The following is a 24683-nucleotide window of genomic DNA, read 5'->3' on the forward strand; positions in this document are numbered from 1 at the left end:
CGCTTGGGCGAAGAAGGCGAGGGTTACAAGATCGCCCTGGCCAACCTCGAAGGCGGGCGTGTCGGCATCGCTTCGCAATCGGTGGGCATGGCCCGCGCCGCCTTCGAAGCGGCCCGCGACTACGCCCGTGAACGCGAGAGCTTCGGCAAGCCGATCATCGAGCATCAGGCCGTCGCGTTCCGCCTGGCGGACATGGCGACCCAAATTGCGGTGGCCCGGCAGATGGTGCACTACGCAGCAGCGTTGAGAGACAGCGGCAAACCGGCCCTGGTCGAAGCGTCGATGGCCAAGCTATTCGCCTCGGAAATGGCCGAAAAGGTCTGTTCCTCGGCGTTGCAAACCCTCGGTGGCTACGGTTACCTGAACGACTTCCCGCTGGAGCGGATCTACCGCGATGTGCGGGTCTGCCAGATCTACGAAGGCACCAGCGATATTCAGCGCATGGTTATTTCGCGCAATCTTTGAGAAGGAAAACACTACGTGAACTACGAAACGATTTTGCTGGAAACCCACGGCCGCGTTGGCCTGATCACTCTGAACCGCCCACAGGCGCTGAACGCGTTGAATGCGCAGATCGTCAGTGAACTGAACCACGCCCTCGACGGCCTGGAAGCCGATTCCAACATCGGTTGCATCGTGCTGACCGGCTCGAAAAAAGCCTTTGCCGCCGGTGCCGACATCAAGGAAATGGCCGAGCTGACCTACCCGCAGATCTACCTCGACGATCTGTTCAGCGACAGCGATCGCGTGGCCAACCGCCGCAAGCCGATCATCGCCGCCGTCAACGGTTTCGCCCTGGGCGGCGGCTGTGAACTGGCGCTGATGTGCGATTTCATTCTGGCCGGTGACAACGCGAAGTTCGGTCAGCCGGAAATCAACCTCGGCGTGCTGCCGGGCATGGGTGGCACTCAGCGCTTGACCCGCGCAGTGGGCAAGGCCAAGGCCATGGAAATGTGCCTCAGCGGCCGTCTGATCGATGCCGTGGAAGCGGAGCGTTGCGGCATCGTCGCACGCATCGTGCCGAGTGATGAGCTGCTGGACGAAGCGTTGAAAGTCGCGACGTTGATTGCCAAAAAATCGTTGCCGATCGCGATGATGGTCAAGGAAAGCGTCAACCGCGCCTTTGAAGTGAGCCTGTCCGAAGGCGTGCGCTTCGAGCGCCGGGTGTTCCATGCGGCGTTTGCGACGCAGGATCAGAAGGAAGGGATGGCGGCGTTTATTGCCAAGCGTGAGGCTGAGTTCGTCGGTAAGTGATGTAGCGTTTGTGCGGGCGCCTTCGCGAGCAGGCTCGCTCCCACAGTTGATCTCTGGTGTACATGAGATCCCCTGTGGGAGCGAGCCTGCTCGCGAAGCTTTTTGGGTTTAAACCAGGTAGTTTTTCAATTCCCGGGCAATCACCATCCGCTGAATCTCGCTCGACCCCTCATAAATCTGCGTGATCCGCGCATCCCGGTAGTAACGCTCCACCGGGTAATCCTCCAGATAGCCATACCCGCCATGAATCTGTATCGCTGACGAACAGACTTTCTCGGCCATCTCCGACGCAAACAGCTTGGCCTGCGAGGCCTCCGACAGGCACGGTTTGCCGGCGCTGCGCAAACGCGCGGCATGCAGGATCATCAGCCGTGCGGCATTGAGTTGCATGTGCATGTCCGCCAGCAGGTTGGCGATGCTCTGGTGCTCGATGATCGGCTTGTCGAATTGCACGCGGTCCCGGGCGTAGGCCAGTGCCGCTTCGAATGCCGCGCGGGCAATGCCCAGTGCCTGGGCGGCGATGCCGATGCGGCCGCCTTCGAGGTTGGACAACGCGATGGCCAGGCCTTTGCCGCGCTCACCCAGCAGGTTGGCCTCGGGAATGGTGCAGTTGTTCAGCGTCACCGCGCAGGTATCGGAAGCGCGGATGCCCATTTTGTGTTCGCTGCGGTCCACGGTGAAGCCTGGGGTACTGGTCGGCACCAGGAACGCCGAGATGCCACGCTTGCCCAGGTCTGGATCGGTCACCGCAAACACGATCGCCAGTTTTGCCCGTTTGCCGTTGCTGACAAATTGCTTGGCGCCGTTGATCACCCATTGGCCGTCGCGCAGTTCGGCGCGGGTGCGCAGGTTGTGCGCTTCGGAACCGGCCTGGGGTTCGGTCAGGCAGAAGCAACCGATGGCCTGGCCGCTGGCCAGGTCCGCCAGCCAGGTCTGTTTCTGTTCTTCGGTGCCGTAGTTGAGCACCGGCCCGCAACCCACGGAGTTGTGAATGCTCATCATCGCGCCAGTGGCGCCGTCGCCGGCCGAGATTTCTTCCACCGCCAGGGCATAGGCAACGTAGTCGACATAAGTGCCGCCCCATTCCTCGGGCACCACCATCCCCAGCAGGCCGAGTTCACCCATCTTCGCCACCAGACCGTCGTCGATCCAGCCGGCCTTTTCCCAAGCCTGGGCGTGGGGGGCGATTTCGCCGCGGGCAAAGTCCCGGGCCATGTCGCGGATCATGACTTGTTCTTCGCTCAATTCGATATCGTGCATGGCTCAGCTCCCGCTCTGGTCAAACCCGTTGAAGAAACTTGCCACGTGTGCGGCGTCCAGCGCCTGCAGGGTGGGCGGGTTCCAGCGCGGGTTCTTGTCTTTGTCGATCAGCAAGGCGCGCACGCCTTCGATCAGGTCGCCGCGCTCGAACCACTGGCGGTCCAGGTGCAGCTCAAGGGCGAAGCATTGTTCAAGGCTCAGGTGCCGACCGCGCCGCAGCATCTCCAGCGTCACGCCCATGGCCAGCGGCGAACGGGTTTGCAGCAGGTCGGCGGTGGTGGTGGCCCACTCGTGGCTGTCGGCAACCGTCACTTCCCGCAATTGTTCAACAATACTCGGCACATCGGGCAGGGCGAAGTAGTGGTCGATGGCCGGGCGCAGTGCTTTGAGTGGTGCGTTGGGCAGTTGCTGCACCGCGAGTTTGGCCAGCAAGCCTTGCAGGTCCTTCAGCGGTGACTCGTGCCATTGCAGTTGGTCGAGTTTTTCGTCCAGCGTAGCCAGCTTGCTGCTGTCCAGGTACCAGTCGGCCAGGCCGCAATACAGGGCATCGGCCGCGCGGATCTGCACGCCGCTGACACCCAGGTAAATGCCCAGTTCACCAGGGATGCGCGGCAGGAAATAACTGCCGCCGACATCCGGGAAATAGCCGATGCCCACTTCCGGCATCGCCAGACGGCTCTTCTCGGTGACTATCCGCAAGTCGGCGCCCTGCACCAGACCCATGCCGCCGCCCAGGACAAAACCGTCCATCAAGGCGAGTACGGGTTTGCGGTAGTGGTGGATCGCAAGGTCGAGGGCGTATTCCTCGACGAAGAAGTCTTCGTGCAACGTGTCGCCGCTTTTGAAGCTGTCGTAGAGCGAGCGAATGTCGCCGCCGGCACAGAAGGCTTTTTCCCCGGCGCCGCGCAGGACAACGGCATGTACGTTAGCGTCGCCCGCCCAGGCATCCAGTTGCCGCTGTAATTGGCGAACCATGTCGAGGGTGATGGCGTTGAGACCGGCGGGGCGGTTGAGGGTCAGGTGACCGATGTGATTGCGAACCTCGGCCAGCACTTCATTTTGTGTGGCATCCATGGGCGTGGCCGCCTTCGATGAAACCTGAGCAGTCATCAGTAACTCCCTGCTTTTATTGTTCTTTATAGAGAAGCTCGCGCGCGAGCGATGCAGGATCGTAACAGTGCAAATTTGTGATGTACAACGGGGAAATGTGCAGGGGCATGCTGCATATTTGCAATGACGATCGCGCGCGCCCCTGTGGGAGCGCAGCCTCAGGTTCTACTGCCGAGCACTTCACCAATACTGCGACGTTTCGCATGTAACTCACTGGCGTGAATCAGTTGTTCCAGGTCTTCAGGCGTGACGTCGAAGAAAGCTTCCATGTCGGCCAGCGCCAGTTTCAAATCCTGGGCGGTGATGGCCTGGCTGTCGGTGGGCGGATGGTCGGCTGGCACCACAGCCACTGGTTCAGCGGGGCGCTTGGGGTATCGGATGCGCGTCAGGTTGTTGTAGGCCAGGGCGCTGAGCAACATGATCGTAGCGCCGAGCATCACCGGGCCGAGGGCTTTCCAGTCCATGGCAATGGTCGCCGGGTCCGCCAGTACCAACGTCAACGCCAGCGCGCCGGCCGGTGGGTGCAGGCAACGCAGCCAGCACATCAGGATCAGCGCCATGCCTGCCGCCAGGCAAGCGCTGCCCAGCGTGCGCCCCAGCACATAGGCCACCAGCAGCGAAACCACGCCGGCGCTCAAGTAGCCGCCGACAATCGACCATGGCTGCGCCAGTGCGCCGGAAGACACCGCGAACAACAACACTGCCGAAGCCCCCAGCGGGCCGATCAAATGCTGCGCCACCTCGATGCCGAACACCTGACCGCACAGCCACACGCTGAGCATCGTTCCGAGGGCCATGCCGATGGCGGCGCGGCTCCATTCGGTGGGGCGGGTGTTGATGGCGGCGGGCAACCAGCGAGCGAGCATGAGGAAACCATTCCGTTGACAAAAAAACGAGGAAAAAAAAAGGCTTGTCTGGGATACCCAGAAAGCCCTTGAAGTTGTTCCAACAATTGGGGGAGGAACGACGACAGTGTGCCGATCCTTGCTGATGCTGACAAATTCATATTAATGAAGCTTCAGTTCATTATTTCTGATGTAACGCCACGCGCCGGCCACTCATGAAACACAGGAATCCGCCCATGGCGGTGAGTGCACTCAAGGCATAGAACATGGTCGGTGCCGGCGTGTGCATCAACAGGAAGCCACAAATCACCGGGCTCAATGCGCCACCGAGCGCCGCCAGGTTCTGTGCGCCGTAGTAACTGCCGCGCAATTCTTCCGGGGCCAGGGTGTCGACGAAGAGGAATTCGGCCGGGTAAATGATCATTTCCCCGAGGGTGAAGATGAACATGGCCACGCACCAACTGACCATGCCGTCGGCCAGGCTGAAGCCGATCAAACCGAGAATGAACAGGCTGGTGCCACCGGCGATCCAGAACCGCAGCTTTTCGCGATTGAGGAAGCGGCCGATCTGGTACTGCAACAGGATCACACTGATGGCGTTGCAGGCGAGCAGGGCGGCCATGATGTCCAGGGCGGTTTTGGAATCGTGGGTCACCAGCAGGTACTGCGACAGGTACAGGGTGAAACGCCCGTGGACCACGGTGCTGAGCAGGCAACCGCAGGTGAACATGATCAGGGTGCGGTCGTTCTTCAGGGTTACCAGGGTCTTGAGGAAGCTCTGCGGTTGGCCAATGACCGGGCTCTGTGCCGAATCCTTCGGGATGCCGATCATCAGAAAGATGCTGAAAAAGGCGATGGCGCCGGCAATCAGGAATGGCGCGATCGGATAGTAGCCGGCGATCACCACGCCCAGCATGGGACCGGTGGCGTAGCCGATGTTGGTCAGGGTGTAGCGCAGGGAAAACGCCTTGGCGCGCTGGCCCATGGGCAGGTTTTCGCTGAGGATCGCTTTCGAACCGATGAGAAACAGCGCCGAGGCCGTCTCGGTGATCACCAGGGTGACGGTGGTCAGGTAGAGGTTTTCGGCGAAGGTCAGCAGCACGAAGCCGATGGCACTGGAAAGCATCGCCAGAATCAGCAACCGGCGCTTTTCCAGGCGGTCGATGATGTAGCCGCCATACAGGGCGAGCAGGGTGGCGATGAACACCGCGATACCGAGCAGCAAGCCAACGTCCTGTTGGTTGAGGCCGAGTTTGTTGCTCAAGAACAGCGTGAGCAACGGGCTGGTGATGGCACGGCTGACAACGATGGTCAGCGAAACGATCATCAACCGGCGGACAATGAGGGAGTAAGTGGCCACGGTGTGTGCAAATGTCCTTATTTCAGATGTTCAAGTGTTCGACGGGAAACCGAGCCGGGGCCATCGCGGGCTTGCCCGCGATGAGGCCAGACCAGGCGACGCATTCATCAGGTCAGCCACCGCTCAAGCATGCCCACCGAATCCAGCTCTTCCAGCCGCCACAATTGCCCAAGCAATTCCCCGGCCTGTCGCCGCGGCATCACCCGCTCGGCCAGACTGAAAAATTTCTCCTCCAGTGCCCCCTCACTCAACGGATTGCCCGGCGCACCCAACGGCACTTCAACGCACAGGCTCGCCTGCCGACCGTCCACGGTCCGCAGCGTGACCAAGGGCTCGCCATCCTCTGACAGTTGCGGGTCCACTTCAAGGTGAATGCGCGACATCCACTGGGCGATTCGCGGATCGTTTCGCGATGCATCGTCGTAGGCCTGCAACCGGCAATGACCGTGCACCAGCCATGCAGCCAGCGCATAGGGCAGGCTCATCTGCGCCGCCGCCAGGGTGTCGACGTCGTGGCCGCCGCACATGTCCCGCAGGAATCCGCACAATGACACCTGCACGTCTTCGACCTGATCGACCTGCACCTGGAACTGCTCCAACAGCAAGCCCAAGGCATCGATGGCCGAATGGGTGCCACGGCAGGAGGCGTAGGGTTTGATCGAGCAGCGGGCGAGTTTCCACACGACGCCGAGGTCTGCATCCAGCGCCTGGGGGTGTGCGGCGTCACCGGCCAGGGTCTTGAGGAAACCGCCCCAGGCATCCTCGAACAACTGCGTTGGTCCGCTGATCCCCTGTTGGGCAAATCTCGCCGCCAGCAAGCCACCTTCGGCGGCGCGGCCGCTGTGCAGTTTTTTGCTTTGCGAGCCGTCGTGAATAAACGCCCACAAACCACCACTGAAGCTGCCGGCGATGCCCAGTGCCGACAGGGTTTGCCGCGCATCCAGGCCAAGAATGCGCGCACTGGCGGCGGCCGCGCCGAACACGCCACAGGTTGCCGTGGAGTGCCAACCGGCGCCGTTATGAGCCGAGTAGCCACCGCAGGCTTCGAGTACCCGACGCCCGATGTCGTAACCGATCACCACCGCCGTGATCAACTCACGGCCACTCACGGGTTTTCCGCACATCGACACCGCCGCCATCACGGCGGGCAAGACCACGGCGCCGGAATGGTCGCAGCCTCCAGTGTCGTCCAGTTCCAGGGCATGGGCGGCGATGCCGTTGAGCATGGCGGCCTGAGCCGCGCCGACCCGCAGGTTCGTGCCCCAGACCAACGTATTGCCAGGCTCACCGTCGAACACCTGACGCGCTTGCTTTGCGATGTCGCTGTCAGCCCCGGCCAGGGACGCGCCGAAGGTGTCGAGGATGTGCCGCCTGGCCTGTTCCACCAGTGCCGGTGGCAAATCTGCAAACGTCGTATCGACGCAGAATTGCGCCAGTCGCTGCATCCGTTCAGTCATACGATGTAGTCCCGGTAATGACGTTCATACACCGACGCCGGATGATCCTGGGTGACCGGTGCCGCCGATTCAGCCCACCATCGGGCGACTTCGGCACCCGTGGCGATCCACACGTCATCGTGCTGCACAATTCCCTCAAGCAACTCCCGCAACACCCCGATCCGCCCCGGTGTTGCAATGATTTCCGGGTGCAGGCGCAGCACGTAGCACAGGCCGAAGCGATGAAACCCGGCGAAGTCCATTTGCAGATTGCCCAGGGTGTGGCTGTAGGAAGCGATCCGCGATTGCGCCGGTGGCACGGCAGGACTGAGGTTGAAGGCGAAATAGGGTTCGTCTTCCAACTCATAGTGCAGCGGCAACTCGATCACCTCAGGCGAAGTCGGGTGCGCGAACGGCAGGTCATCGCCGCGCCATGACGATGACCAGCGAATACCCTGATCCCTCAACGCTTCGATAAAGCCCGGTGCACCATTGCCGGCGGGGATACGAAACCCCGTGGGACGCTGGCCGGTCAGTGCCGCCAAGGTTTCGCAGCCCTTGGCGATGTCGGCGCTCTGCGCGGCCAGGTCGAGGTTGTCGTAGTTCTGATGGCGATACCCGGCACAGGCGATCTCATGGCCGCCGGCCTGGATCGCGCGAAGGTGTTCGGGGTTTTCCTCGGCGACGACGCCGGGAACAAACCAGCTGCTGGTGACATCAAGCTCCTTGAGTAGCGCAAGCAAACGTTCGACGCCCCGTTGCGTGCCGTAACGCCACACCGACAAGGTCTTGTCGCGCCCGGCGACTTCCGGGGCCTGGGTGAGGATGCCGTGGATGTCGTTGTAATCGACGGTCAGCACCACCGCGCAGCGATAGCCCTTGGGCCAGACAGTGGACTCAGCCATGGTGATGCTCCTTGAGCCACCACTGGGCGACGTCGCGGCAGGTGGCGAACCACACGTCGTCGCGTTGACGCATGTGTTCGAAGAGTTTTTCCAGCAACAGGATGCGCCCCGGTTTGCCGGTGATCTTGGGGTGGAACAGGGTCGTCAGGCACAGCCCTTCATCCATGGCGCCGTCGTATTCGCGGCACCAGTTGTCGAGGGTCAGCGCGTAGCTGGCGGTGCGGTCCAGCCCGGAAGGGAAGTCCGGCGCCCGGGTGTAGGCGAGGGAGGCGTAGTCGTCCATTTCCCAGCGCCCGGGGATTTCCACCAGCGGCGTGGCGTGGCCCGGTACATTCACCAGGTACGGACGGTCATCGCCGCGCATGCTGCTGGAGTAGGTCACGCCGGCCTCGACCAGCATCGCCGGAGTTTGCGCGCGCCAGTCGCCGGACGGTGTGCGAAAGCCTTCGGCGCGGATGTTCAGGTGCTTCCAGAACACCTCGCGGGACCGTTTCATCACGTCCTTCTGCTGTTCCAGCGTCAGGGCGTAAAAGGATTCGTGTTTGTAGCCGTGATACGCCACCTCATGCCCGCGCTCGACAATCGCCTGGCACTGTTTCGGCCAGTTCTCCACGACCCAGGCCGGAACGAAGAACGTCGTCGGGAGACGGAACTCGTCGAGCAGGTCGAGAATCCGCGACAGTGCCCGATACGGGCCGTAGCCGCCGAAACCGAAGTATTCGGGTTTACGCCAGATCGAGCCGTTGAGCATGGCATCGCCGGTCGGGCCATCAAGGTCGAAGGCCAGGGCCAGGCAGGCTTTGTGCCGGTCAGGCCAGGTGGGTTGGGGTGAGGAGGACATCTTTGGTACTCCAACTCTCTATAAATAAACACCGGAACAAAGCTCCTGTGGGAGCGAGCCTGCTCGCGAATGCGGTGTGTCATTCAACATGAATGTCTGCTGACAGGGCCTCTTCGCGAGCAGGCTCGCTCCCACAGTGGAGGGTGATCAGCTGCCTGTTTATTTCCCGGCGTTGATGGTCACGGTCTTGATCGCCCCCAGTTCCAGATCCCATTTCTTCAGGATTGCCTGGTAGCTGCCGTCGTCGATCATGCTCTGCAACGCGACTTTCACCGCTTCGCTCAATTCAGGCTTTTTCTTGCTCACGCCAAGGCCGGTGAACTGCGAAGAGATCGGCAGGCCCACGGTCTTGTACATGTCCTTTTCCTGGGTTTTCAGGTAGGGCAGGGTTTCGCTGCCTTGCATGGCGGCGTCGATGCGGCTCTGGCGCAGTTGCGCCCGGGCGTCGGCCGAGCCTTCGGTGCCGATCACGTTGATCGCCGGTTTGCCGGCGGCTTCACAGTTGGCCTTGCTCCACTCGGCGATTTCCGCCGGGAAGGTGGTACGGCGGCTGGTGCCGACTTTCTTGCCGCACAGGTCGGTGATTTCGTTGGTGTCCTTGTTTTTCTGCAGGGTGTAGAACTGCGGGCCGCTGGTGAAGTAGTCGACGAAGGTCACGCTGGCCTGACGCTCTTTGGTGTCGGTCATGCCCGACAGCACCATGTCCACGCGGTCCGTGGTCAGGGCGTTGATCATTTGTTCGAAGCCGGTTTCCTGCCATTTGATCTTCACCCCAAGGCGTTCGGCCAGGGCGTTGCCCAGGTCCACGTCCAGGCCAGTAAGGGTGTTGGTGGCCGGATCCTTGAAATCCATCGGCGGGTAGTTCGGCATGATCGCGACAACGATCTCGCCCTTGTCCTTGATGCTGGCCGGCAATTCAGCGGCAAAGGTGACGCTGGAAGCCATCAGGCCTGCGAGTACTGCTGGGATAACGAGGTTCTTCATGGTCGTTCTCTTATGTGTGTTGTTACGCCAGTCGGCGTTTAGGTTCGAACGGCAGAAATGAAGCTTTGGGTGCGTGGGTTTTGCGGACTTATTAGTATTTCTTCGGGGCTTCCTGCCTCCACGATCTGCCCGCCGTCCATGAACACCATGCGGTTGGAGACTTCACGAGCGAAGCCCAGTTCATGGGTGACGACGATCATGGTCATGCCGGTCTGCGCCAGGTCGCGCATCACCGACAGCACCTCACCGACCAGTTCCGGGTCGAGTGCCGAAGTGGGTTCATCGAACAGCATCAGCTTGGGCCGCATGGCCAGGGCGCGGGCAATCGCCACCCGTTGTTGCTGGCCACCCGAGAGTTCGATCGGGTAGCTGTTGCGCTTGTCGGCCAGGCCGACCCGGGCCAACAGTTCCACGGCTTCTTCGTGCGCCTCCTTGGGCGAACGCTTGAGTACCTGGCACGGCCCTTCGATGATGTTTTGCAGCACGGTCATGTGCGGGAACAGGTTGAAGCGCTGGAACACCATGCCGGTGGACAGGCGCTGGCGGGCGATCTGCGTCTCGTTGAGTTCGTGCAGTTTGTTGCCGACGATGCGGTAACCCACCAGCTCGCCGTCAACCCAGAGGCCGCCCTTGTCGATTTTTTCCAGCTGATTCACGCAGCGCAGCAAGGTGCTTTTGCCCGAGCCGGACGGGCCGATGATGCACAGCACTTCGCCTTGCTCGACTTCGATGTTGATGTCCTTGAGCGCGTGGAAATGGTCGTAGTATTTGTTCAGGCTCACGGCCTTGACGATGCTTCTCATGTCGGTCTCCTCAGGAACGCTTGCCGGCGCCGCGAGCGAAACGACGCTCCAGGCGGCTTTGACCGAAGGACAGCACGGTGACGGTGGCCAGGTACCAGATACCGGCGACGATCAGCAGTTCCATCACGCGGGCGTTGGCGTAGTAGATGTTCTGGGCGTTGTAGAGCAGTTCCGAGTACTGGATGACGCTCGCCAGCGAGGTCATTTTCACCATGCCGATGAACTCGTTGCCCACCGGTGGAATGATGATGCGCATGGCCTGGGGCAGGATGATCCGGCGCAGTGCTTGCAGGCGCGGCATGCCGATCGACTTGGCGGCTTCGTATTGCCCGGTGTCCACCGAGAGCAGGCCGGCGCGTACCACTTCGGCGGTGTAAGCGCCCTGGTTGATGCTCAAACCGAGCAGGGCCGCCACGAACGGCGTCATCAGGCTCACGGTGTCGAATTCGAACAGTCCGGGGATGCCGATGGTGGGGAAGATCAACGCCAGGTTGAACCACAACAGCAACTGCAGGATCAGCGGCGTACCGCGGAACAGCCAGGTGTAGGTCAGCGCCACGTAGCGCAGGATCGGGTTGGCCGACATGCGCATGATCGCCGTGATCACCCCGAACACGATGCCCAGGGCCATTGCCAGCACCGCCATGACGATGGTGTTGAGCAAGCCCCACATGATCGCCTGGGAGGTGAGGAACTGGCCGATGTACGACCATTCGATCTTGCCTTCGGCGAAAGCACGCACCAGGCCCAGCAGCGCGATGACGATCACTGTGGCGAAGAAGATCCGCCCGTAGTAGCGCCGTGGTACGTGTTGGTACTGGGTAATGTCAAACTGGTTTTCCGCCAGTTTGCGCTCCGCCTGGAGTCGTTCTGCCTGTGTCTGGCTCATGGTTGTTTCTCCGTACACTGTTCTTTCAAATCCATCACATTCCCTGTGGGAGCGAGCCTGCTCGCGAAGGCGGTGGGTCATTCAGCATTGATGTTGAATGTGATGACCTCTTCGCGAGCAGGCTCGCTCCCACAGGTGGTATGTGTGCGTGTCAGAGGCGGAAGCCCTGATAGTTCTCGGTCCAGGCTTGCTGCGCAGCGAGGGCGGTTTTCAGCCGGCCGATCTGCTCGCGTACCTGCTGCGGCGCAGTGCCGCCCCAGCCGCTGCGGGCGGCGATGGCGGCTTCCAGGGTCAGGCTGTCACGCACTTCGGGCGTCAGGCGCGGATCGATCTCGGCCAGCAACGCCGGCGAGGCTTCCCACAACTCGATGTCGTGTTTCTCGCAGGCCTTGACCAGCGCACCGGTGATTTCGTGGGCTTCCTTGAACGGCACGCCGCGCACCGCCAGCCAGTCGGCCACTTCAGTGGCGAGGGTGAAACCCAGCGGGGCCTGGCGACGCAACTCTTCGACGTTGACCGTCATGGTCGCCACCATCCCGGCCATGGCCGGCAGCACCAACAGCAGCGTGTCGACGCTGTCGAGCACGCCGTTCTTGTCTTCGCTCAAGTCGCGGTTGTAGGACAGCGGCAGGGATTTGAGCGTGGAGAGCAAACCGGTCAGGTTGCCGATCAAACGGCCAGCCTTGCCTCGCGCCAGTTCGGCAATGTCCGGGTTTTTCTTCTGCGGCATGATCGAGCTGCCAGTGGCGTAGGCATCGTCCAGCGCGACCCAGCGAAACTGCCGCGACGACCACAGGCAGAACTCTTCAGCCAGGCGTGAGATGTTGATCCCGAGCATGCTGGCGATAAACAGAAATTCGGCGACGTGATCACGGCTGGCCACGGCGTCGATGGAGTTTTCGCACACGCCGCTGTAGCCCATTTCCTTGGCCGACTGCTGTGGCAAACGGGCGATGGCCGAGCCGGCCATGGCTGCCGCGCCCAGTGGCGACAGCGAGGTGCGTGCGTCCCAGTCCACCAGGCGTTGCACGTCACGCAGCATCGATTGCGCGTGGGCCAGCAGGTGATGGGCGAACACGATCGGCTGCGCTTGCTGCAAGTGGGTGAAGCCGGGGCAGATGCTCTCGACGTGTTGTTCGGCCTGATTGACCAGCGCCTGCTGCAGGGCCAGCACTTCGACGGCCAGGGTGCGCACATGATCGCGCAGGAACAGACGCAGGTCGTTGGCGGTCTGGTCATTGCGCGAACGGCCGGCGCGCAGCTTGCCGCCCAGGGCGCCGAGACGTTCGGTCAACAGGCGCTCGATGAAGGTGTGAACGTCTTCGTCGTCCAGGGTCGGCGCGATACTGCCAGCACGGAAGTCGGCGCCGATCTGCTCCAGCGCATCGAGCATGGTCCGGGTTTCCTGATCGCTCAGCAGGCCAGCGCGCTGCAATTCCCGGGCGTGGGCCTTGGAGCCGGCGAGGTCGTACGGGGTGAGGCGGAAATAGCGCTCGGGGCAACGGGACAGCGCGGCCAGGGCTTCGGACGGACCGCTTTTGAAGCGAGCACCCCAGAGACGGTCGGTGGCTTGAGACATGGTTGTTTTCCTCGTCGGTAATGCGAACGAAATCGTTATGCCAGGCCTGAAATACCCATCAGGGCGTCGTCAGGTCAGATAAAAATCAGGGGCAGGGGACTAGCGCAGTTGCAAAAGGGCGAGAGCTGATCGAAGTGTCAGCTTTTAATGCTTCGAAATCAGTGTTTTGGCACTGAAGTTCGGAATTTCTGTGTGGTTGCCAAGTCTGGTTTTCTGTGTTCATTATTATTAGGCCAGCTATGTTTTTGTTGTTGGACACAGGTTGTTGAATCGGGCGCCAGAGGTAAATAAGCATTATGGAAACCCCACTTTCCAATTCCGGAAACCCGCCGCCTAAAACGCTGCAACGGGCACCGCTGGCCCTGAGCGGGCTGGATTTCAAATTGCTCAAGGTGTTCAAGGCGGTGGTCGAAGCGGGCGGTTTCAGTGCGGCACAGAACGAGTTGAACGTGGGGCTGGCAGCCATCAGCAAACAGATATCCGACCTGGAAATCCGCATTGGCATGCGTCTGTGCACCCGAGGTCGGGAAGGCTTTCACCTGACCGAAGAAGGGCGTCTGGTGTACCAGGCGTCGATTGACTTATTTGCCTCGGTTGACAACTTTCGTGACCGGCTTAGTTCAGCACAGAATGAACTTATCGGCGATCTTGGCGTGGGGGTTATTGATAATACGATTTCCGATCCGCAATCACCGTTAGTTGCTGCCCTTAGAACAATTAACGAACAATCGCCTAAAGTAAGATTTCAACTCCAGGCATCACAACTGGATGAGGTTGAACGTGGCGTTGTCGAGGGGCGACTGGTGGCGGGTATTGTGCCGGTTTATCAACGGCGGGAAGAGTTCGATTACTACCCGTTGTACGAGGAACGCTCCGAGGTTTATTGCGCCGTTGGCCACCCTTTGTTCTCGATGCCGGCGGATCAGATGAGCAGCAACATGCTCAAGGATTACGAATGCATCAACCACCGCTACGCGATCCATCGCGACAAACTCAACTTTGCCCACTACGACAGCTTTTCTGCTTCTGCGACCCAGGTCGAGGCCGTGGCGCTGCTGATCAGGACCGGCCGTTTCGTGGGTTTTCTGCCACAGCATTACGCGGCCAATTGGGTGGCGCAGGGGCAGTTTCGAGCGCTGTGTCCAGAGCTGATCCATATCGACACGCCGTTCAATCTGATCCTGCGGCACAACACCGTGCGCAGTCCGTTGGTGAAGGCGTTTGCCCAGGCGTTGGGTGTCGACCTGAAAGCCACAATCTAATGGCTTGATGCGCCCCTTGTGGGAGCGGGCTCGCCCGCGATGACGATATCAGCCTCAACATATATGTAGATCGTTAAATCGCTATCGCGGGCGAGCCCGCTCCCACAGGGTTTGTGTATTCACAACCAGCAAACAGTAACTTTGAAAGCTTCCAGCAGTTATGCCAATGAGTCCTCAAGCCACCGAAACAGCAGGCCAACTCTGCAACGGAATCGGCAACTTGCGCGACTCGCCACGCCCCATCGGGAAGTACGTGAAACCGGCGCGAGCCAGGCGTTCGGTGTCGTAGAGATTGCGACCGTCGAAGATCACCGGGGCATTGAGTCGTTGGCGGATCAGCTCGAAATCCGGGGCCTTGAATGGCTGCCATTCGGTGCAGATGATCAGCGCGTCGGCGCCATTCAACACCGACTCCGGCGTGCCCATGAGCATCAGCTTCGCTTCATCGGGGTACAGTCGCTGGGTCTCCTGCATGGCTTCCGGGTCGAATGCTCGCACATTGGCGCCAGCGGCCCACAGCGCTTCAAGCAGCACCCGGCTCGGCGCATCGCGCATGTCGTCGGTGTTGGGTTTGAACGCCAGCCCCCACAGCGCAAAGGTCTTGCCACGCAAATCGCCCTGGTAGAAGGCCTTGATGCGCTCGAACAGTTTGTGTTTTTGCCGCTGGTTGATGGCTTCCACTGCTTGCAGCAGGTCGCTGGAGCAATGGGCTTGTTCGGCGCTGTGGATCAGGGCGCGCATGTCCTTGGGGAAGCACGAACCGCCGTAGCCGCAGCCGGGGTAGATGAAGTGGTAGCCGATGCGCGAGTCGGCGCCGATGCCCAGGCGCACCGATTCGATGTCGGCTCCCAGGTGTTCGGCCAGTTCGGCCATCTGGTTGATAAAGCTGATCTTGGTCGCCAGCATGCAGTTGGCGGCGTACTTGGTCAGCTCGGCGCTGCGCAGGTCCATGAACATGATGCGGTCATGGTTGCGGTTGAACGGCGCGTACAGGTCGCGCATCACCTCGCGTACCTCATCGCGCTCGCAACCGATGACGATACGGTCCGGGCGCCGGCAATCGGCCACGGCCGAGCCTTCCTTGAGAAACTCGGGGTTGGAGACGATATCGCACTGCAGCAAGCGTCCGACCTTGATCAGGCATTTGTCGATGTGCGCGCGCAAGGTATCGCCGGTGCCCACCGGCACCGTGGACTTCTCCACGAGGATCACCGGTTGTTCACGGTGCCGCGCCACGGCTTCACCCACCGCCAGCACGTAACGCAAATCCGCCGAGCCGTCGTCCCGGGACGGCGTGCCGACCGCGATGAACAGCACTTGGCCATGCTGCACGGCGAGTTTTTCGTCCGTGGTGAACTGCAGGCGTCTGGCGTCCAGGCTTTCGCGCACCAGGCTGGCCAGCCCCGGTTCGAAAATGCTCACGTGGCCCTGTTGCAACAGCTCGACTTTTTTCGGGTCAATGTCCATGCACACCACGTCATGGCCGACTTCAGCCAGAACCGCTGCTTGAACCAGACCCACATAACCGCTGCCAAACACGCTGATTTTCATGGGGCATTCCTGTCCTGATCCATTCAGGAAGAGGATTAACAGCGCCATGTTTCAGTTCATCTATCGGCAAGTTGACGTCCTGGACTGCTCGACAATTGACTTTCCCGGCCCAGACCTGCAGCGTTACGGCCTGCCGTTTGGTCCACTTCTGTACTTTTTTCATTCAAGGCTGTTTCGTTTGACTGACTTACCCGCTGTTGCTGCAACTCCCCAAAAGCCCAACCCGCTGACCCTGTATCTGGCGCGCCTGGCGCCGTCCAGCCAACTGACCATGCGCTACGTATTGCAGGACGCCGCCGACCGCCTGGGCTTCGAAGACGTGAACATCGAAGAGATTCCCTGGTACGAACTGCAGCCCGAGGACGTGATTGCGCTGGTGGCCACCTTGCGCACCGACGGTTACGCGCCCAATACCTCGTCGCTGTACGTCAACGCGGTGCGCGGGGTGATGAACGAAGCGTGGCGCATGAGCCTGATCAGCCAGGAGCACTTGCTGAAAATGCGCTCGGTCAAGGGCATTGCCGGCACCCGGCTGTCCCAGGGGCGCAATCTGCGACGCACGTTGATCCAGGAACTGATGGAAGTCTGCGCCGCCGATCCACGCCCCCAGGGCCTGCGGGACGCGGCGATCATCGGGATTCTGTACGGCTCGGGCATGCGCAAGTCGGAATCGGTGAACCTCGACCTCAACCAGGTGGACTTCACCGAGCGTAGCTTGCGGGTCACGGCCAAGGGCAACAAACAACTGATCAAGTACGCCCCGGCCTGGGCCTTCGCCAAACTCGATGCCTGGCTGGAATTACGCCGTTCACAGCTCAAGGAAGGTGAAGCGGACGATAGCTTCCTGTTCAATCGCATTCGCCGTGGCAGCCACATCACCCGCGAGCGCATCACCAAACACGCGATCTACTACATTGCCCGCCAGCGCGGGGCGCAGGTGGGGGTGAAAATCATGCCCCATGATTTCCGTCGTTCATTCATCACCCGGGTGATCGAAGAACACGATCTGTCGATCGCGCAGAAACTCGCCCACCACAGCAACATCCAGACCACCGCCAACTACGACGTGCGCGACGACAACGAACGGCGCCGGGCGGTGGATCGCTTCGATCTTTGATCGGCGGGTGTTAAACCAAATCCCCCTGTAGGAGCGAGCAAGCTCGCTCCTACAGGGGGGCGGGTTAAGGCTCGCTCAACACGTGGGCATGGCCGATGGTGGAGACATGAACGGCGCTGCCGGCCGGTGGCGCGTACATGCCGGAGCTGCGCACCAGCAGTGATCGTCCCGACTGCTCGCCGGAGGCCGAAGACTGCAATTCCACGGTCAGGGTGCAGGTGTTGCCGCTGAAATCCCGATCGGTCACCACGGCGCGGCAACCCACGACTTCCGCGGTATGGGGCAAGACGCTGGCCAGTTGCAGTTGCTCGGGGCGCAACATGATCTGCGCTGCACTGTTGTTGCGATGGTTGTTGACCGGTATCCGCCCCAGATCGCAGTGCGCCCAGCCTGCCTCGATGCGGGCGGGCATGACCACCGCGTCGCCGAGAAACAGCGCGGTCTGGGCATCGTCGGGATAGCGGTAAAGGTCCAGAGGGTGCCCGGACTGTACCAGCCGGCCATGACGCATCACCGCCAGTTGGTCGGCGAAGGACAGCGCCTCGCTCTGGTCATGGGTGACCAGAATGGTGGTGACACCAGCCTCCGCCAACAAACGTGCCACCAGTTTGCGCATGCTGGCGCGCAGGCCGGTATCGAGCGCCGAAAACGGCTCGTCCAGCAGCATCAGCCGCGGTTGCTGGGCCAGGGCGCGCGCCAGGGCTACCCGTTGCTGTTGGCCGCCGGACAGTTCATGGGGCCAGCGCTCGGCCATGTTCGAATCAAGGGCCACGCTGTCCATCAACTCTGCGACACGATTCTGCTTTTCGCTGCCTTTGGTCGCCAGGCCGAAACCGATGTTGGCGGCCACCGTCATGTGCGGGAACAGCGCGCCGTCCTGGGGTACATAGCCGATCAGGCGCTGATGCGCCGGCACCTCGTGAGTGCTGTCGACCAGGGTCTGGCCATTGAGCGACAGCCGCCCTGAGTCCGGAAACTCGAAGCCGGCGATCATCCGCAGCAAGGTGGTCTTGCCCGATCCCGAAGGCCCGACAATCACCGTGCGACTGCCGGCGGGTACCGACAGGCTGACGTTTTCCAGGGCTTGGTGTGCGCCGTAGGATTTACTGAGCGAATGCAATTCAAGAGCGTTCATCGGCCAGCCGTTTTTTTGGATTGGTGATAAAGAATTCCGGTCAACGGAAGCGACAGCACAATCATCAGCAGGGCATAGGGCGCCGCCGCCGCGTAATCGATTTCGCTGGTCAAGGCCCAGAATCCGGTGGCCAGTGTGCGCGTGCCGTTGGGTGCGAGCAGCAGGGTGGCGGTCAGTTCATTGGTGATCGCCAGGAACACCAGCGCAGCGCCTGCGGCTGCGCCCGGCGCGGCCAGGCGCAGAGTGATAAGCCACAACGCGCGGGCCGGCGAACGGCCAAGGCTGCGGGCCATGTTTTCCAGTTCAACGGGCGCCTGAGCGATACCGGCGCGCAGACTCACCAGCGCGCGGGGCAGGAACATCAGCAGGTACGCCAGCAGCACCGTAATCGTGGTCTGGTAGATCGGCCGGGCAAAATGGATGGTCACGGTGACCAGGGCCAAGGCCACGACGATTCCCGGTAAGGAACTGGTGATGTAGTTGCAGCTTTCCAGCACCCGTTGCAGGCGGCCCGGCGAGCGAATCGACAGCCAGGCAATCGGGATGGCGGCACAGGTGGTCAGGAGCGCGCCCGCCACGCCGAACAACAAAGTCTGTTCCAGTGCCGGCAGCAGCTCGCTCATGTCCCAGACTTGCAGGCCGCCGGCAATCAACCATTTGCCCAGGGTGATCAAGGGGACGCCCAGCGCCAGGGCGCAGGTGACGATTTGCAGGGCCAGCGCCAGTATCATTGCCGGGGGCTTCAGGCAGATAACCCGTTGCTCCCGGGCACTGCCGGAGCCGACGCGGGCGTAGCGCGCACGGCCACGGGCAGCCGATTCGACGGTCAGCATCGCCAGGCAACACAACGCCAGCACGCCGGCCAGCAGGTTGGCGGCGGCGCCGTTGAAGGTGGACTTGAACTGATCGAAAATCGCCGTGGTGAAGGTGTCGAAACGGATCATCGCGTACAGGCCGTACTCGGCCAGCAGGTGCAGGCCGACCAGCAAGGCACCGCCGCAAATGGCCAGGCGCAATTGCGGCAACACCACGCGGAAAAACACCGCCCAAGGCTTGAGCCCCAGGGACTCGGCGACGTCTTCGATGGCCGGATCGAGGCGGCGCAACGTGGCGGCAACCGGCAGGTAAAGAAACGGGAAGTAGGCAATGACCGAGACCAATACACCGGCAAATAACCCGTGAATGGGCGGAACCAGACTGACCCAGGCATAACTGTGCACGAACGCCGGTACCGCCAGCGGCGCGGTCGCCAGTAAAGACCACCAGCGGCGTCCCGGTAGATGGGTGCGTTCGGTCAGCCACGCCAGTGTCACGCCAAGTGCGATGCACAGCGGCACTGTGATGACCACCAGCAACACGGTATTGACCAGCAGTTCGCCGACCCGCGGACGGAACACCAGCGGCACCAGGGCGGACCAACCGGTTTGCAGGTACACGCCGATGACAAACGCAATGGGCAGCAGCGCCAGCAACGACATCAGCACCGACAAACCCACCACCCACGCGCCACCACGGCTCGCGAACAGGCCGCGTGACCGTCGATGCAGATTGGCGGGTGAGGTTTGGGCGACACCCGCCGGCAGGGTTTCAGGTATCAATTAAAGCAGTCCGGCCTGAGTCATCAGCTCCACGGCTTTTTTGCTGTCGAGTTTCGAAGCATCGACCGTTGGCGCGTCGAGCTGCTGCAAAGGCAGCAGTTTAGGGTTGGATTGAGCGTTCTTGCCCACGGCATACTCAAACGATTTGCCGTCCTTGAGGATGGCCTGACCGTCCTTGCCGGTGATCCACTTCAGGAACGCCTGGGCTTGTTCCTTGTGTTTGCTGGACGCCAGGACACCGCCGCCGGAGATGCTGACAAACGCTCCCGGGTCCTTGTGCTTGAAATAGTACAGGGCGGTGTTCTTGCTGTTTTCGCCGGTCTTGGACTGATCGACAAAGCTGTAATAGTGGTAGATCACGCCGCTGTCGATCTGCCCGGCGTTCACCGCCTTGAGTACCGAACTGTTGCCGCGGTAGGCGGTGAAGTTGGTTTTCATCGCTTTGAGCCAGTCGAGGGTCGCGGCTTCGCCTTTCTGTTCGAGAATCGCGGCGACGATCGCCTGGAAATCGGCACCGCCCGGCGACGCGCCCCAGCGACCTTTCCAGCTCGGGTCGGCAAGGTCCATGATCGATTTTGGCAATTGGGCTTCAGGCAGTTTGCTCGGGTTATAGACGAACACCGTGGAGCGTGCGGCGATCCCCACCCATTTGCCGTGGGCTGGACGGTAGGCGGCATCGACTTGCTCCAGGGTGGTCTGGTCGACCGGTGCAAACAGGCCCGCGTTGTCCACCAGGACCATGGCCGGAGAGTTTTCGGTCAGGAACACGTCGGCTGGCGAGGCGGCGCCTTCCTGCACGATCTGGTTGCCCATTTCGGTGTCATCGCCGTTGCGCAAGGTGACAGGAATACCGGTGTCCTGAGTGAACCCTTCAACCCAGGCCTTGGTCAGGCCTTCGTGCTGCGCGTTGTACACCACAATGCCGACGTCGGCGGCGGCATACACGTGGCCGACGCTCATCAGCGCGGTGATCAGCAGGGCTTGTTTCAGGAAAGACGGGATTCGGGAAATCATGCTATGGCAGCTCCTTTTTTTTGGTTTCGAGCAAGCAGATTCGACGAGGACAACGTCGATTATTGTAGATCAATAGGAATCATTTGCATGTTTGTGGAGCTAAACCACTGATGAAACCTTGTGGGAGCGAGCCTGCTCGCGAATGTGGTGTGTCATTCACCATTCATGTGTCTGACCCGCCCCCTTCGCGAGCAGGCTCGCTCCCACAGGATGCATTGTGTTACTGGCTGGCATTGGCGGACGGGCAGCCTTTTTGTGTATTGCTCGCTGCCTGGCTGATCAGCGCCGCCAGGCGTCTGACATTGTTCTGCTGCGCCGCCACCAGTTCATCGATGGACGGTCCGGAAGGTGTTTGTATCGTGCTGCGGCAAGGCTGCAGGGTGTCGTCGCCGTTGCGCAGGCGCCACTTCACATCGATCAACCCGTATTGACCGGGAATCGAATCGAACCGCTGTACATCGACTCGCACCGAGATTTTGCGCTGGGGATTGCTATTGACCATCTGATCGAGCAGGGCGGCGCGCAATTCATCCACCAGGCTGGCGCCCCACCAGTCGGTTTCGAGGATGGCCATGCCGGTGTTGCCCTGACGCACGACAATCTGCGGGCGATCGACCTGCGGCGGCACCATCAGACTCTCGATCTGGATCTCCGCGGTGGACCTTGAATTGCTGCTCAGCTGGGCTGGGGTCAAGGTGTGGAACTGAATCGGGTCGCTGCGGCAAGCGGCGAGCAATGACAGCACAGCGATCAATGTAATCTTCAGCGCAAAACCCATGAATGATGCTCCTGTGGTCATTTGCTTGGCGGCCCTTGCAGATCAATGGGCGCGGCATTGTTGGGACGGCCGCGAATCAACGATTCCGGGTGCCGGCCCAGGTAGTCCGTGAGGTCACGCAAGGAGCGCGATGTGCGTCCAAGCTCGTCCAGCGTCTCCCCCAGTTTTTCCCTTTGCGGCGAATCGTCGGCCAGGGTCGAGTTAGCGGATTTTAGTGTGGTATCGGCCGATTGCAGGGTCTTGCTGACACCTATCAGGGTGGTTTGCACGCTCGGCAGGGTTTTGGCGTTGAATTGGCCCAGACTTTTGCGCAGTTCCACCAGGTTGCCGTCCAGGTTGTCGGCGATGCGCTCGATGGGCAGTTGATTGATTTTGGTGACCATGGCTTCGATTTTTTCCTGCAGCTGTTCGAGGCTGCCGGGAACGGTCGGAATGGAGACCGGGCGTACGGTCGGATCGAACGCGACTTTTTCCGCTTTCGGATAAAAGTCCAGCGAAATGTACAATTGACCAGTCAGCAGATTGCCTGTGCGGGCCTGGGCGCGCAGGCCATTCTCGATGAAAGTCCCCATCAGTCGTACGCTCGCGGCTTCATCGTTGGGGTCATGATTCAACGCCTTGAGCATCTTGGTGTGGGCCTGACCCAGGCGCTGCGGGTAAATCACGATGCCGACGTTGACCGGAAAGCTGCGTTTTTTTGCGTCGAAGTCCAGATTGACCGACACCACTTTACCGATTTCCATACCGAGGAACTCCACCGGCGCATCGACCCTGAGCCCGCGCAACGCCTGATCGAAGCGCAACGCCAGGAACTGCGGCTTGCCGTTGGGTGGGGCGAGAGCGGTTTGCTGATCGTCGAACAGTTCATAGGCATATTCTTCGGGCGCAGGTTTGTCATCGGGGCTGTATTCCGGCGCGCGGAAGGCAATGCCACCGACCAATATGGATGACAGCGATTCAGTCTTGACCGAAAAACCGTTGGCCCCGACGTTCACGTCGACACCGCTGGCATTCCAGAAACGGGTGTTCTCGGTCACGTAGGCGTCATTGGGCGAATGAATGAATAACTCAATGTTCACCCCTTTGCCGTCGGGATCCAGAGCGTAGGCCACCACTTGGCCCACGGGAATCTTGCGGTAGTAGACCGGTGATCCGATGTCGAGCGAGCCGAGGTCCTGGGTGTGCAGGGTGAAACGCTTGCCCGGTTCGCCGTAGGTAATCGGCGGCGGATTTTCCAGGCCCTTGAAGTTCTTGGCGCGGGCATTGGCCTGGCCAATATCGGCGCCGATGTAGTCCCCGGACAGCAGGGTATCGATGCCCGACACGCCGCCGGCGCCGATACGCGGGCGCACCACCCAGTATTGCGAGTCCTCGCGGGTAAAACTTTCCGCCTGCTTGGCCAGTTTAATGGTCGCGTTGACGCTCTTCTGGTCATCGCTCAGTTCCACATCCGTGACCTGGCCGATCACCACGCTGCGGTATTTGACTTCGGTTTTGTTGGCCGTCAGGCCGCTGCCGGTCTTGAAGTTGACGGTGATGGTCGGCCCTTCCTGCATGATGCTGTGAATCACCAGGGAAATCCCCACCAGCACCGCGACGATCGGCACGATCCATACCAGCGACACGCTGAAACGGCGAGTCTTGATGGGCGCCTGGCCAGGGGCTTGCGGCCCTTCAGTGGCTTGTTGCTTCATCCTTGACCTCCTCAAAATGTGGATTTTCGCCCTTGGCATCCCAGATCAGCCGCGGGTCGAAACTCATCGCCGACAGCATGGTGAACACCACCACCAGGCCAAAGAAAAGAATGCCCGGGCGCGGCTCGATGTCGGCCAGGGCTTGAAACTTCACCAGAGAGGCCACCAGGGCGACTACGATCACGTCGAGCATCGACCAGTAGCCGATGACCTCGACGAAGCGGTACATCTTTGACCGCTCCTTGCATGCCCATTGGCTATTGCGTTGCACCGTGACCAGCAACAGCGTCAGGGCGACGAACTTGACGCCCGGCACCGCAATGCTGGCGATGAAAATGATCAGGGCAATGTCCCAGGCACCGTGCTGCCAGAACTCCAGCACGCCGCTCATGATCGTGCTGTCGGCGCCACTGCCGACCATTTTGGTGTTCATCACCGGCAACAGATTGGCCGGGATGTAAAACACCAGGGCGGCAAGCATGTAAGCCCAGGTTCGGGACAACGAGTTGGTCTTGCGCCGATGCAGCGGGGCGCCGCAGCGCTCGCATTCATGGGGCTCATGGGTCATGTCACAGGCCAGCCCGCAGGTGTGGCACAGGCACAGGTTGAGATCGCTGGCGACGGGTGGCGTAGTCATGGGATTTCCCATAGATCACGGATATCGCGGCCGGCGACGCGGATCATCATCAGGCTGAGGATGGCCAGGGCGAACAGGCCGATGCCGGGCAACACATCCAGTAAACCGGCAAGTTTGATCACTGCGACCATCGCCCCCAGCAGGCAGACTTCCAGCATGCTCCAGGGCCTGAGGGTTTCCAGCCAGCGCATGCAGAATTTGAAAGCCGGCGAACGCCGGTTGGCGAGAGCGAAGCTCAGGACCCAGATCAGCAGCGCCAACTGGAAAATCGGTGCGATGATCATGGCGATCGCGGCCACCATCGCGATGAACGTGATCGGCCCCAGACTCAGGGCCAGCACCGAATCCCACAGCGTCGCACTGTTCTTCAGACCTTTTAGGCTGATGCTCATGACCGGGTAGAAATTGGCGAAGATCCACAGCATCAGGGCGGTGAAGGTCAATGCCAGGCGCTGCTCCACCGTCAGACCGTTATAGCGCTGAAGCACGCCGCCGCAGCGTGTGCACAAGGTCTTCTGATGTTTGGCGAGCGTGACTTTTTCATACACGCAGTCGCAGTGCTCGCAGATGATCAGTGGGTCACTCGTCGCCATGGGCCGGACTCGACAGAAGGCAGGAATTGATGAGCACC

22 protein-coding genes and 1 pseudogene are annotated in these 24683 nt (G+C 61.0%); 4 read left to right on the forward strand and 19 right to left on the reverse strand.

The features are described from left to right. Positions 1 to 465 (forward strand): annotated as a pseudogene (locus FFS64_RS26345) (acyl-CoA dehydrogenase); the annotation flags it as partial. A gap of 15 nt (positions 466 to 480) precedes the next feature. Beyond that, complete coding sequence (locus FFS64_RS26350; RefSeq protein ID WP_137807731.1) at positions 481 to 1254, forward strand: enoyl-CoA hydratase; 774 nt, start codon at positions 481 to 483, stop codon at positions 1252 to 1254. Between the two features lie 108 nt (positions 1255 to 1362). Here the strand turns inward: FFS64_RS26350 and FFS64_RS26355 are convergent, their stop codons facing one another. The 11 genes from FFS64_RS26355 to argH form a co-directional block, all read right to left on the reverse strand. Then, the gene (locus FFS64_RS26355) at positions 1363 to 2514 is read right to left on the reverse strand and encodes an acyl-CoA dehydrogenase family protein (protein ID WP_137807732.1); all 1152 of its coding nucleotides are present in this window, start codon (positions 2512 to 2514) and stop codon (positions 1363 to 1365) included. Between the two features lie 3 nt (positions 2515 to 2517). Then, complete coding sequence (locus tag FFS64_RS26360) at positions 2518 to 3624, reverse strand: enoyl-CoA hydratase/isomerase family protein (RefSeq protein ID WP_137807733.1); 1107 nt, start codon at positions 3622 to 3624, stop codon at positions 2518 to 2520. Positions 3625 to 3782: 158 nt separating this feature from the next. Continuing rightward, complete coding sequence (locus tag FFS64_RS26365) at positions 3783 to 4490, reverse strand: HPP family protein (RefSeq protein ID WP_137807734.1); 708 nt, start codon at positions 4488 to 4490, stop codon at positions 3783 to 3785. Between the two features lie 160 nt (positions 4491 to 4650). Next, entirely contained in the window at positions 4651 to 5829 is a 1179-nt protein-coding gene (locus tag FFS64_RS26370) for an MFS transporter (RefSeq protein ID WP_137807735.1), read from the reverse strand. Positions 5830 to 5936: 107 nt separating this feature from the next. Next, positions 5937 to 7286: an MmgE/PrpD family protein gene (locus tag FFS64_RS26375; protein WP_137807736.1), complete on the reverse strand. Its 1350-nt coding sequence runs from the start codon at positions 7284 to 7286 to the stop codon at positions 5937 to 5939. Next, positions 7283 to 8170, reverse strand: coding sequence for a polysaccharide deacetylase (locus FFS64_RS26380; RefSeq protein ID WP_137807737.1), 888 nt, complete (start codon positions 8168 to 8170; stop codon positions 7283 to 7285). The genes FFS64_RS26375 and FFS64_RS26380 overlap by 4 nt, the downstream gene beginning before the upstream one ends. Further along, on the reverse strand, positions 8163 to 9011 hold the full coding sequence (locus FFS64_RS26385) for a polysaccharide deacetylase (protein ID WP_137807738.1): 849 nt from the start codon (positions 9009 to 9011) through the stop codon (positions 8163 to 8165). The genes FFS64_RS26380 and FFS64_RS26385 overlap by 8 nt, the downstream gene beginning before the upstream one ends. 159 nt (positions 9012 to 9170) lie before the next feature. Next, the gene (locus FFS64_RS26390; protein WP_137807739.1) at positions 9171 to 9995 is read right to left on the reverse strand and encodes an ABC transporter substrate-binding protein; all 825 of its coding nucleotides are present in this window, start codon (positions 9993 to 9995) and stop codon (positions 9171 to 9173) included. Between the two features lie 38 nt (positions 9996 to 10033). Continuing rightward, positions 10034 to 10798, reverse strand: coding sequence for an amino acid ABC transporter ATP-binding protein (locus FFS64_RS26395; RefSeq protein WP_095194808.1), 765 nt, complete (start codon positions 10796 to 10798; stop codon positions 10034 to 10036). A gap of 10 nt (positions 10799 to 10808) precedes the next feature. Next, positions 10809 to 11687, reverse strand: coding sequence for an amino acid ABC transporter permease (locus FFS64_RS26400; RefSeq protein WP_137807740.1), 879 nt, complete (start codon positions 11685 to 11687; stop codon positions 10809 to 10811). Positions 11688 to 11838: 151 nt separating this feature from the next. Continuing rightward, on the reverse strand, positions 11839 to 13266 hold the full coding sequence (gene argH / locus FFS64_RS26405) for an argininosuccinate lyase (RefSeq protein ID WP_137807741.1): 1428 nt from the start codon (positions 13264 to 13266) through the stop codon (positions 11839 to 11841). Between the two features lie 296 nt (positions 13267 to 13562). Here argH and FFS64_RS26410 point away from each other — a divergent pair, with 296 nt between their 5' ends. Then, the gene (locus tag FFS64_RS26410; RefSeq protein WP_137807742.1) at positions 13563 to 14528 is read left to right on the forward strand and encodes a LysR family transcriptional regulator; all 966 of its coding nucleotides are present in this window, start codon (positions 13563 to 13565) and stop codon (positions 14526 to 14528) included. Positions 14529 to 14702: 174 nt separating this feature from the next. On the opposite strand, the gene FFS64_RS26415 is transcribed toward FFS64_RS26410, so the two are convergent. Next, complete coding sequence (locus tag FFS64_RS26415) at positions 14703 to 16079, reverse strand: UDP-glucose/GDP-mannose dehydrogenase family protein (protein WP_137807743.1); 1377 nt, start codon at positions 16077 to 16079, stop codon at positions 14703 to 14705. A 271-nt stretch (positions 16080 to 16350) separates the two neighbouring features. Here FFS64_RS26415 and xerC point away from each other — a divergent pair, with 271 nt between their 5' ends. Continuing rightward, positions 16351 to 17196, forward strand: a complete 846-nt coding sequence (xerC, locus tag FFS64_RS26420) for a tyrosine-type recombinase/integrase (protein WP_256660546.1) — start codon at positions 16351 to 16353, stop codon at positions 17194 to 17196. Between the two features lie 64 nt (positions 17197 to 17260). On the opposite strand, the gene FFS64_RS26425 is transcribed toward xerC, so the two are convergent. The 7 genes from FFS64_RS26425 to FFS64_RS26455 form a co-directional block, all read right to left on the reverse strand. Then, positions 17261 to 18331: an ABC transporter ATP-binding protein gene (locus FFS64_RS26425; RefSeq protein WP_137807744.1), complete on the reverse strand. Its 1071-nt coding sequence runs from the start codon at positions 18329 to 18331 to the stop codon at positions 17261 to 17263. After that, positions 18328 to 19926: an iron ABC transporter permease gene (locus FFS64_RS26430; protein WP_137807782.1), complete on the reverse strand. Its 1599-nt coding sequence runs from the start codon at positions 19924 to 19926 to the stop codon at positions 18328 to 18330. The genes FFS64_RS26425 and FFS64_RS26430 overlap by 4 nt, the downstream gene beginning before the upstream one ends. A gap of 3 nt (positions 19927 to 19929) precedes the next feature. Continuing rightward, on the reverse strand, positions 19930 to 20943 hold the full coding sequence (locus FFS64_RS26435) for an iron ABC transporter substrate-binding protein (protein WP_137807745.1): 1014 nt from the start codon (positions 20941 to 20943) through the stop codon (positions 19930 to 19932). A 220-nt stretch (positions 20944 to 21163) separates the two neighbouring features. After that, positions 21164 to 21721 (reverse strand): membrane integrity-associated transporter subunit PqiC, encoded by a 558-nt coding sequence (locus FFS64_RS26440; protein WP_137807746.1) that lies wholly within the window; start codon positions 21719 to 21721, stop codon positions 21164 to 21166. 17 nt (positions 21722 to 21738) lie between these two features. Then, positions 21739 to 23415, reverse strand: coding sequence for an intermembrane transport protein PqiB (locus FFS64_RS26445; RefSeq protein WP_137807747.1), 1677 nt, complete (start codon positions 23413 to 23415; stop codon positions 21739 to 21741). After that, positions 23396 to 24052 (reverse strand): paraquat-inducible protein A, encoded by a 657-nt coding sequence (locus tag FFS64_RS26450; protein WP_137807748.1) that lies wholly within the window; start codon positions 24050 to 24052, stop codon positions 23396 to 23398. Before FFS64_RS26450 ends, FFS64_RS26445 begins: the two co-directional genes overlap by 20 nt. Next, positions 24049 to 24645, reverse strand: coding sequence for a paraquat-inducible protein A (locus FFS64_RS26455; protein WP_137807749.1), 597 nt, complete (start codon positions 24643 to 24645; stop codon positions 24049 to 24051). The genes FFS64_RS26450 and FFS64_RS26455 overlap by 4 nt, the downstream gene beginning before the upstream one ends. Positions 24646 to 24683 lie beyond the last annotated feature (38 nt).

The sequence above is a fragment of the Pseudomonas sp. G(2018) genome, from assembly GCF_005502415.1.
GTDB lineage: Bacteria > Pseudomonadota > Gammaproteobacteria > Pseudomonadales > Pseudomonadaceae > Aquipseudomonas.

Coding starts and splice junctions, on each gene's coding strand:
- FFS64_RS26355 (WP_137807732.1), bottom strand. CDS start 2,514: ATGCACGATATCGAATTGAGCGAAGAACAAGTCATGATCCGCGACATG.
- FFS64_RS26360 (WP_137807733.1), bottom strand. CDS start 3,624: ATGACTGCTCAGGTTTCATCGAAGGCGGCCACGCCCATGGATGCCACA.
- FFS64_RS26365 (WP_137807734.1), bottom strand. CDS start 4,490: ATGCTCGCTCGCTGGTTGCCCGCCGCCATCAACACCCGCCCCACCGAA.
- FFS64_RS26375 (WP_137807736.1), bottom strand. CDS start 7,286: ATGACTGAACGGATGCAGCGACTGGCGCAATTCTGCGTCGATACGACG.
- FFS64_RS26380 (WP_137807737.1), bottom strand. CDS start 8,170: ATGGCTGAGTCCACTGTCTGGCCCAAGGGCTATCGCTGCGCGGTGGTG.
- FFS64_RS26385 (WP_137807738.1), bottom strand. CDS start 9,011: ATGTCCTCCTCACCCCAACCCACCTGGCCTGACCGGCACAAAGCCTGC.
- FFS64_RS26390 (WP_137807739.1), bottom strand. CDS start 9,995: ATGAAGAACCTCGTTATCCCAGCAGTACTCGCAGGCCTGATGGCTTCC.
- FFS64_RS26395 (WP_095194808.1), bottom strand. CDS start 10,798: ATGAGAAGCATCGTCAAGGCCGTGAGCCTGAACAAATACTACGACCAT.
- FFS64_RS26400 (WP_137807740.1), bottom strand. CDS start 11,687: ATGAGCCAGACACAGGCAGAACGACTCCAGGCGGAGCGCAAACTGGCG.
- argH (WP_137807741.1), bottom strand. CDS start 13,266: ATGTCTCAAGCCACCGACCGTCTCTGGGGTGCTCGCTTCAAAAGCGGT.
- FFS64_RS26410 (WP_137807742.1), top strand. CDS start 13,563: ATGGAAACCCCACTTTCCAATTCCGGAAACCCGCCGCCTAAAACGCTG.
- FFS64_RS26415 (WP_137807743.1), bottom strand. CDS start 16,079: ATGAAAATCAGCGTGTTTGGCAGCGGTTATGTGGGTCTGGTTCAAGCA.
- xerC (WP_256660546.1), top strand. CDS start 16,351: ATGCGCTACGTATTGCAGGACGCCGCCGACCGCCTGGGCTTCGAAGAC.
- FFS64_RS26425 (WP_137807744.1), bottom strand. CDS start 18,331: ATGAACGCTCTTGAATTGCATTCGCTCAGTAAATCCTACGGCGCACAC.
- FFS64_RS26435 (WP_137807745.1), bottom strand. CDS start 20,943: ATGATTTCCCGAATCCCGTCTTTCCTGAAACAAGCCCTGCTGATCACC.
- FFS64_RS26440 (WP_137807746.1), bottom strand. CDS start 21,721: ATGGGTTTTGCGCTGAAGATTACATTGATCGCTGTGCTGTCATTGCTC.
- FFS64_RS26445 (WP_137807747.1), bottom strand. CDS start 23,415: ATGAAGCAACAAGCCACTGAAGGGCCGCAAGCCCCTGGCCAGGCGCCC.
- FFS64_RS26450 (WP_137807748.1), bottom strand. CDS start 24,052: ATGACTACGCCACCCGTCGCCAGCGATCTCAACCTGTGCCTGTGCCAC.
- FFS64_RS26455 (WP_137807749.1), bottom strand. CDS start 24,645: ATGGCGACGAGTGACCCACTGATCATCTGCGAGCACTGCGACTGCGTG.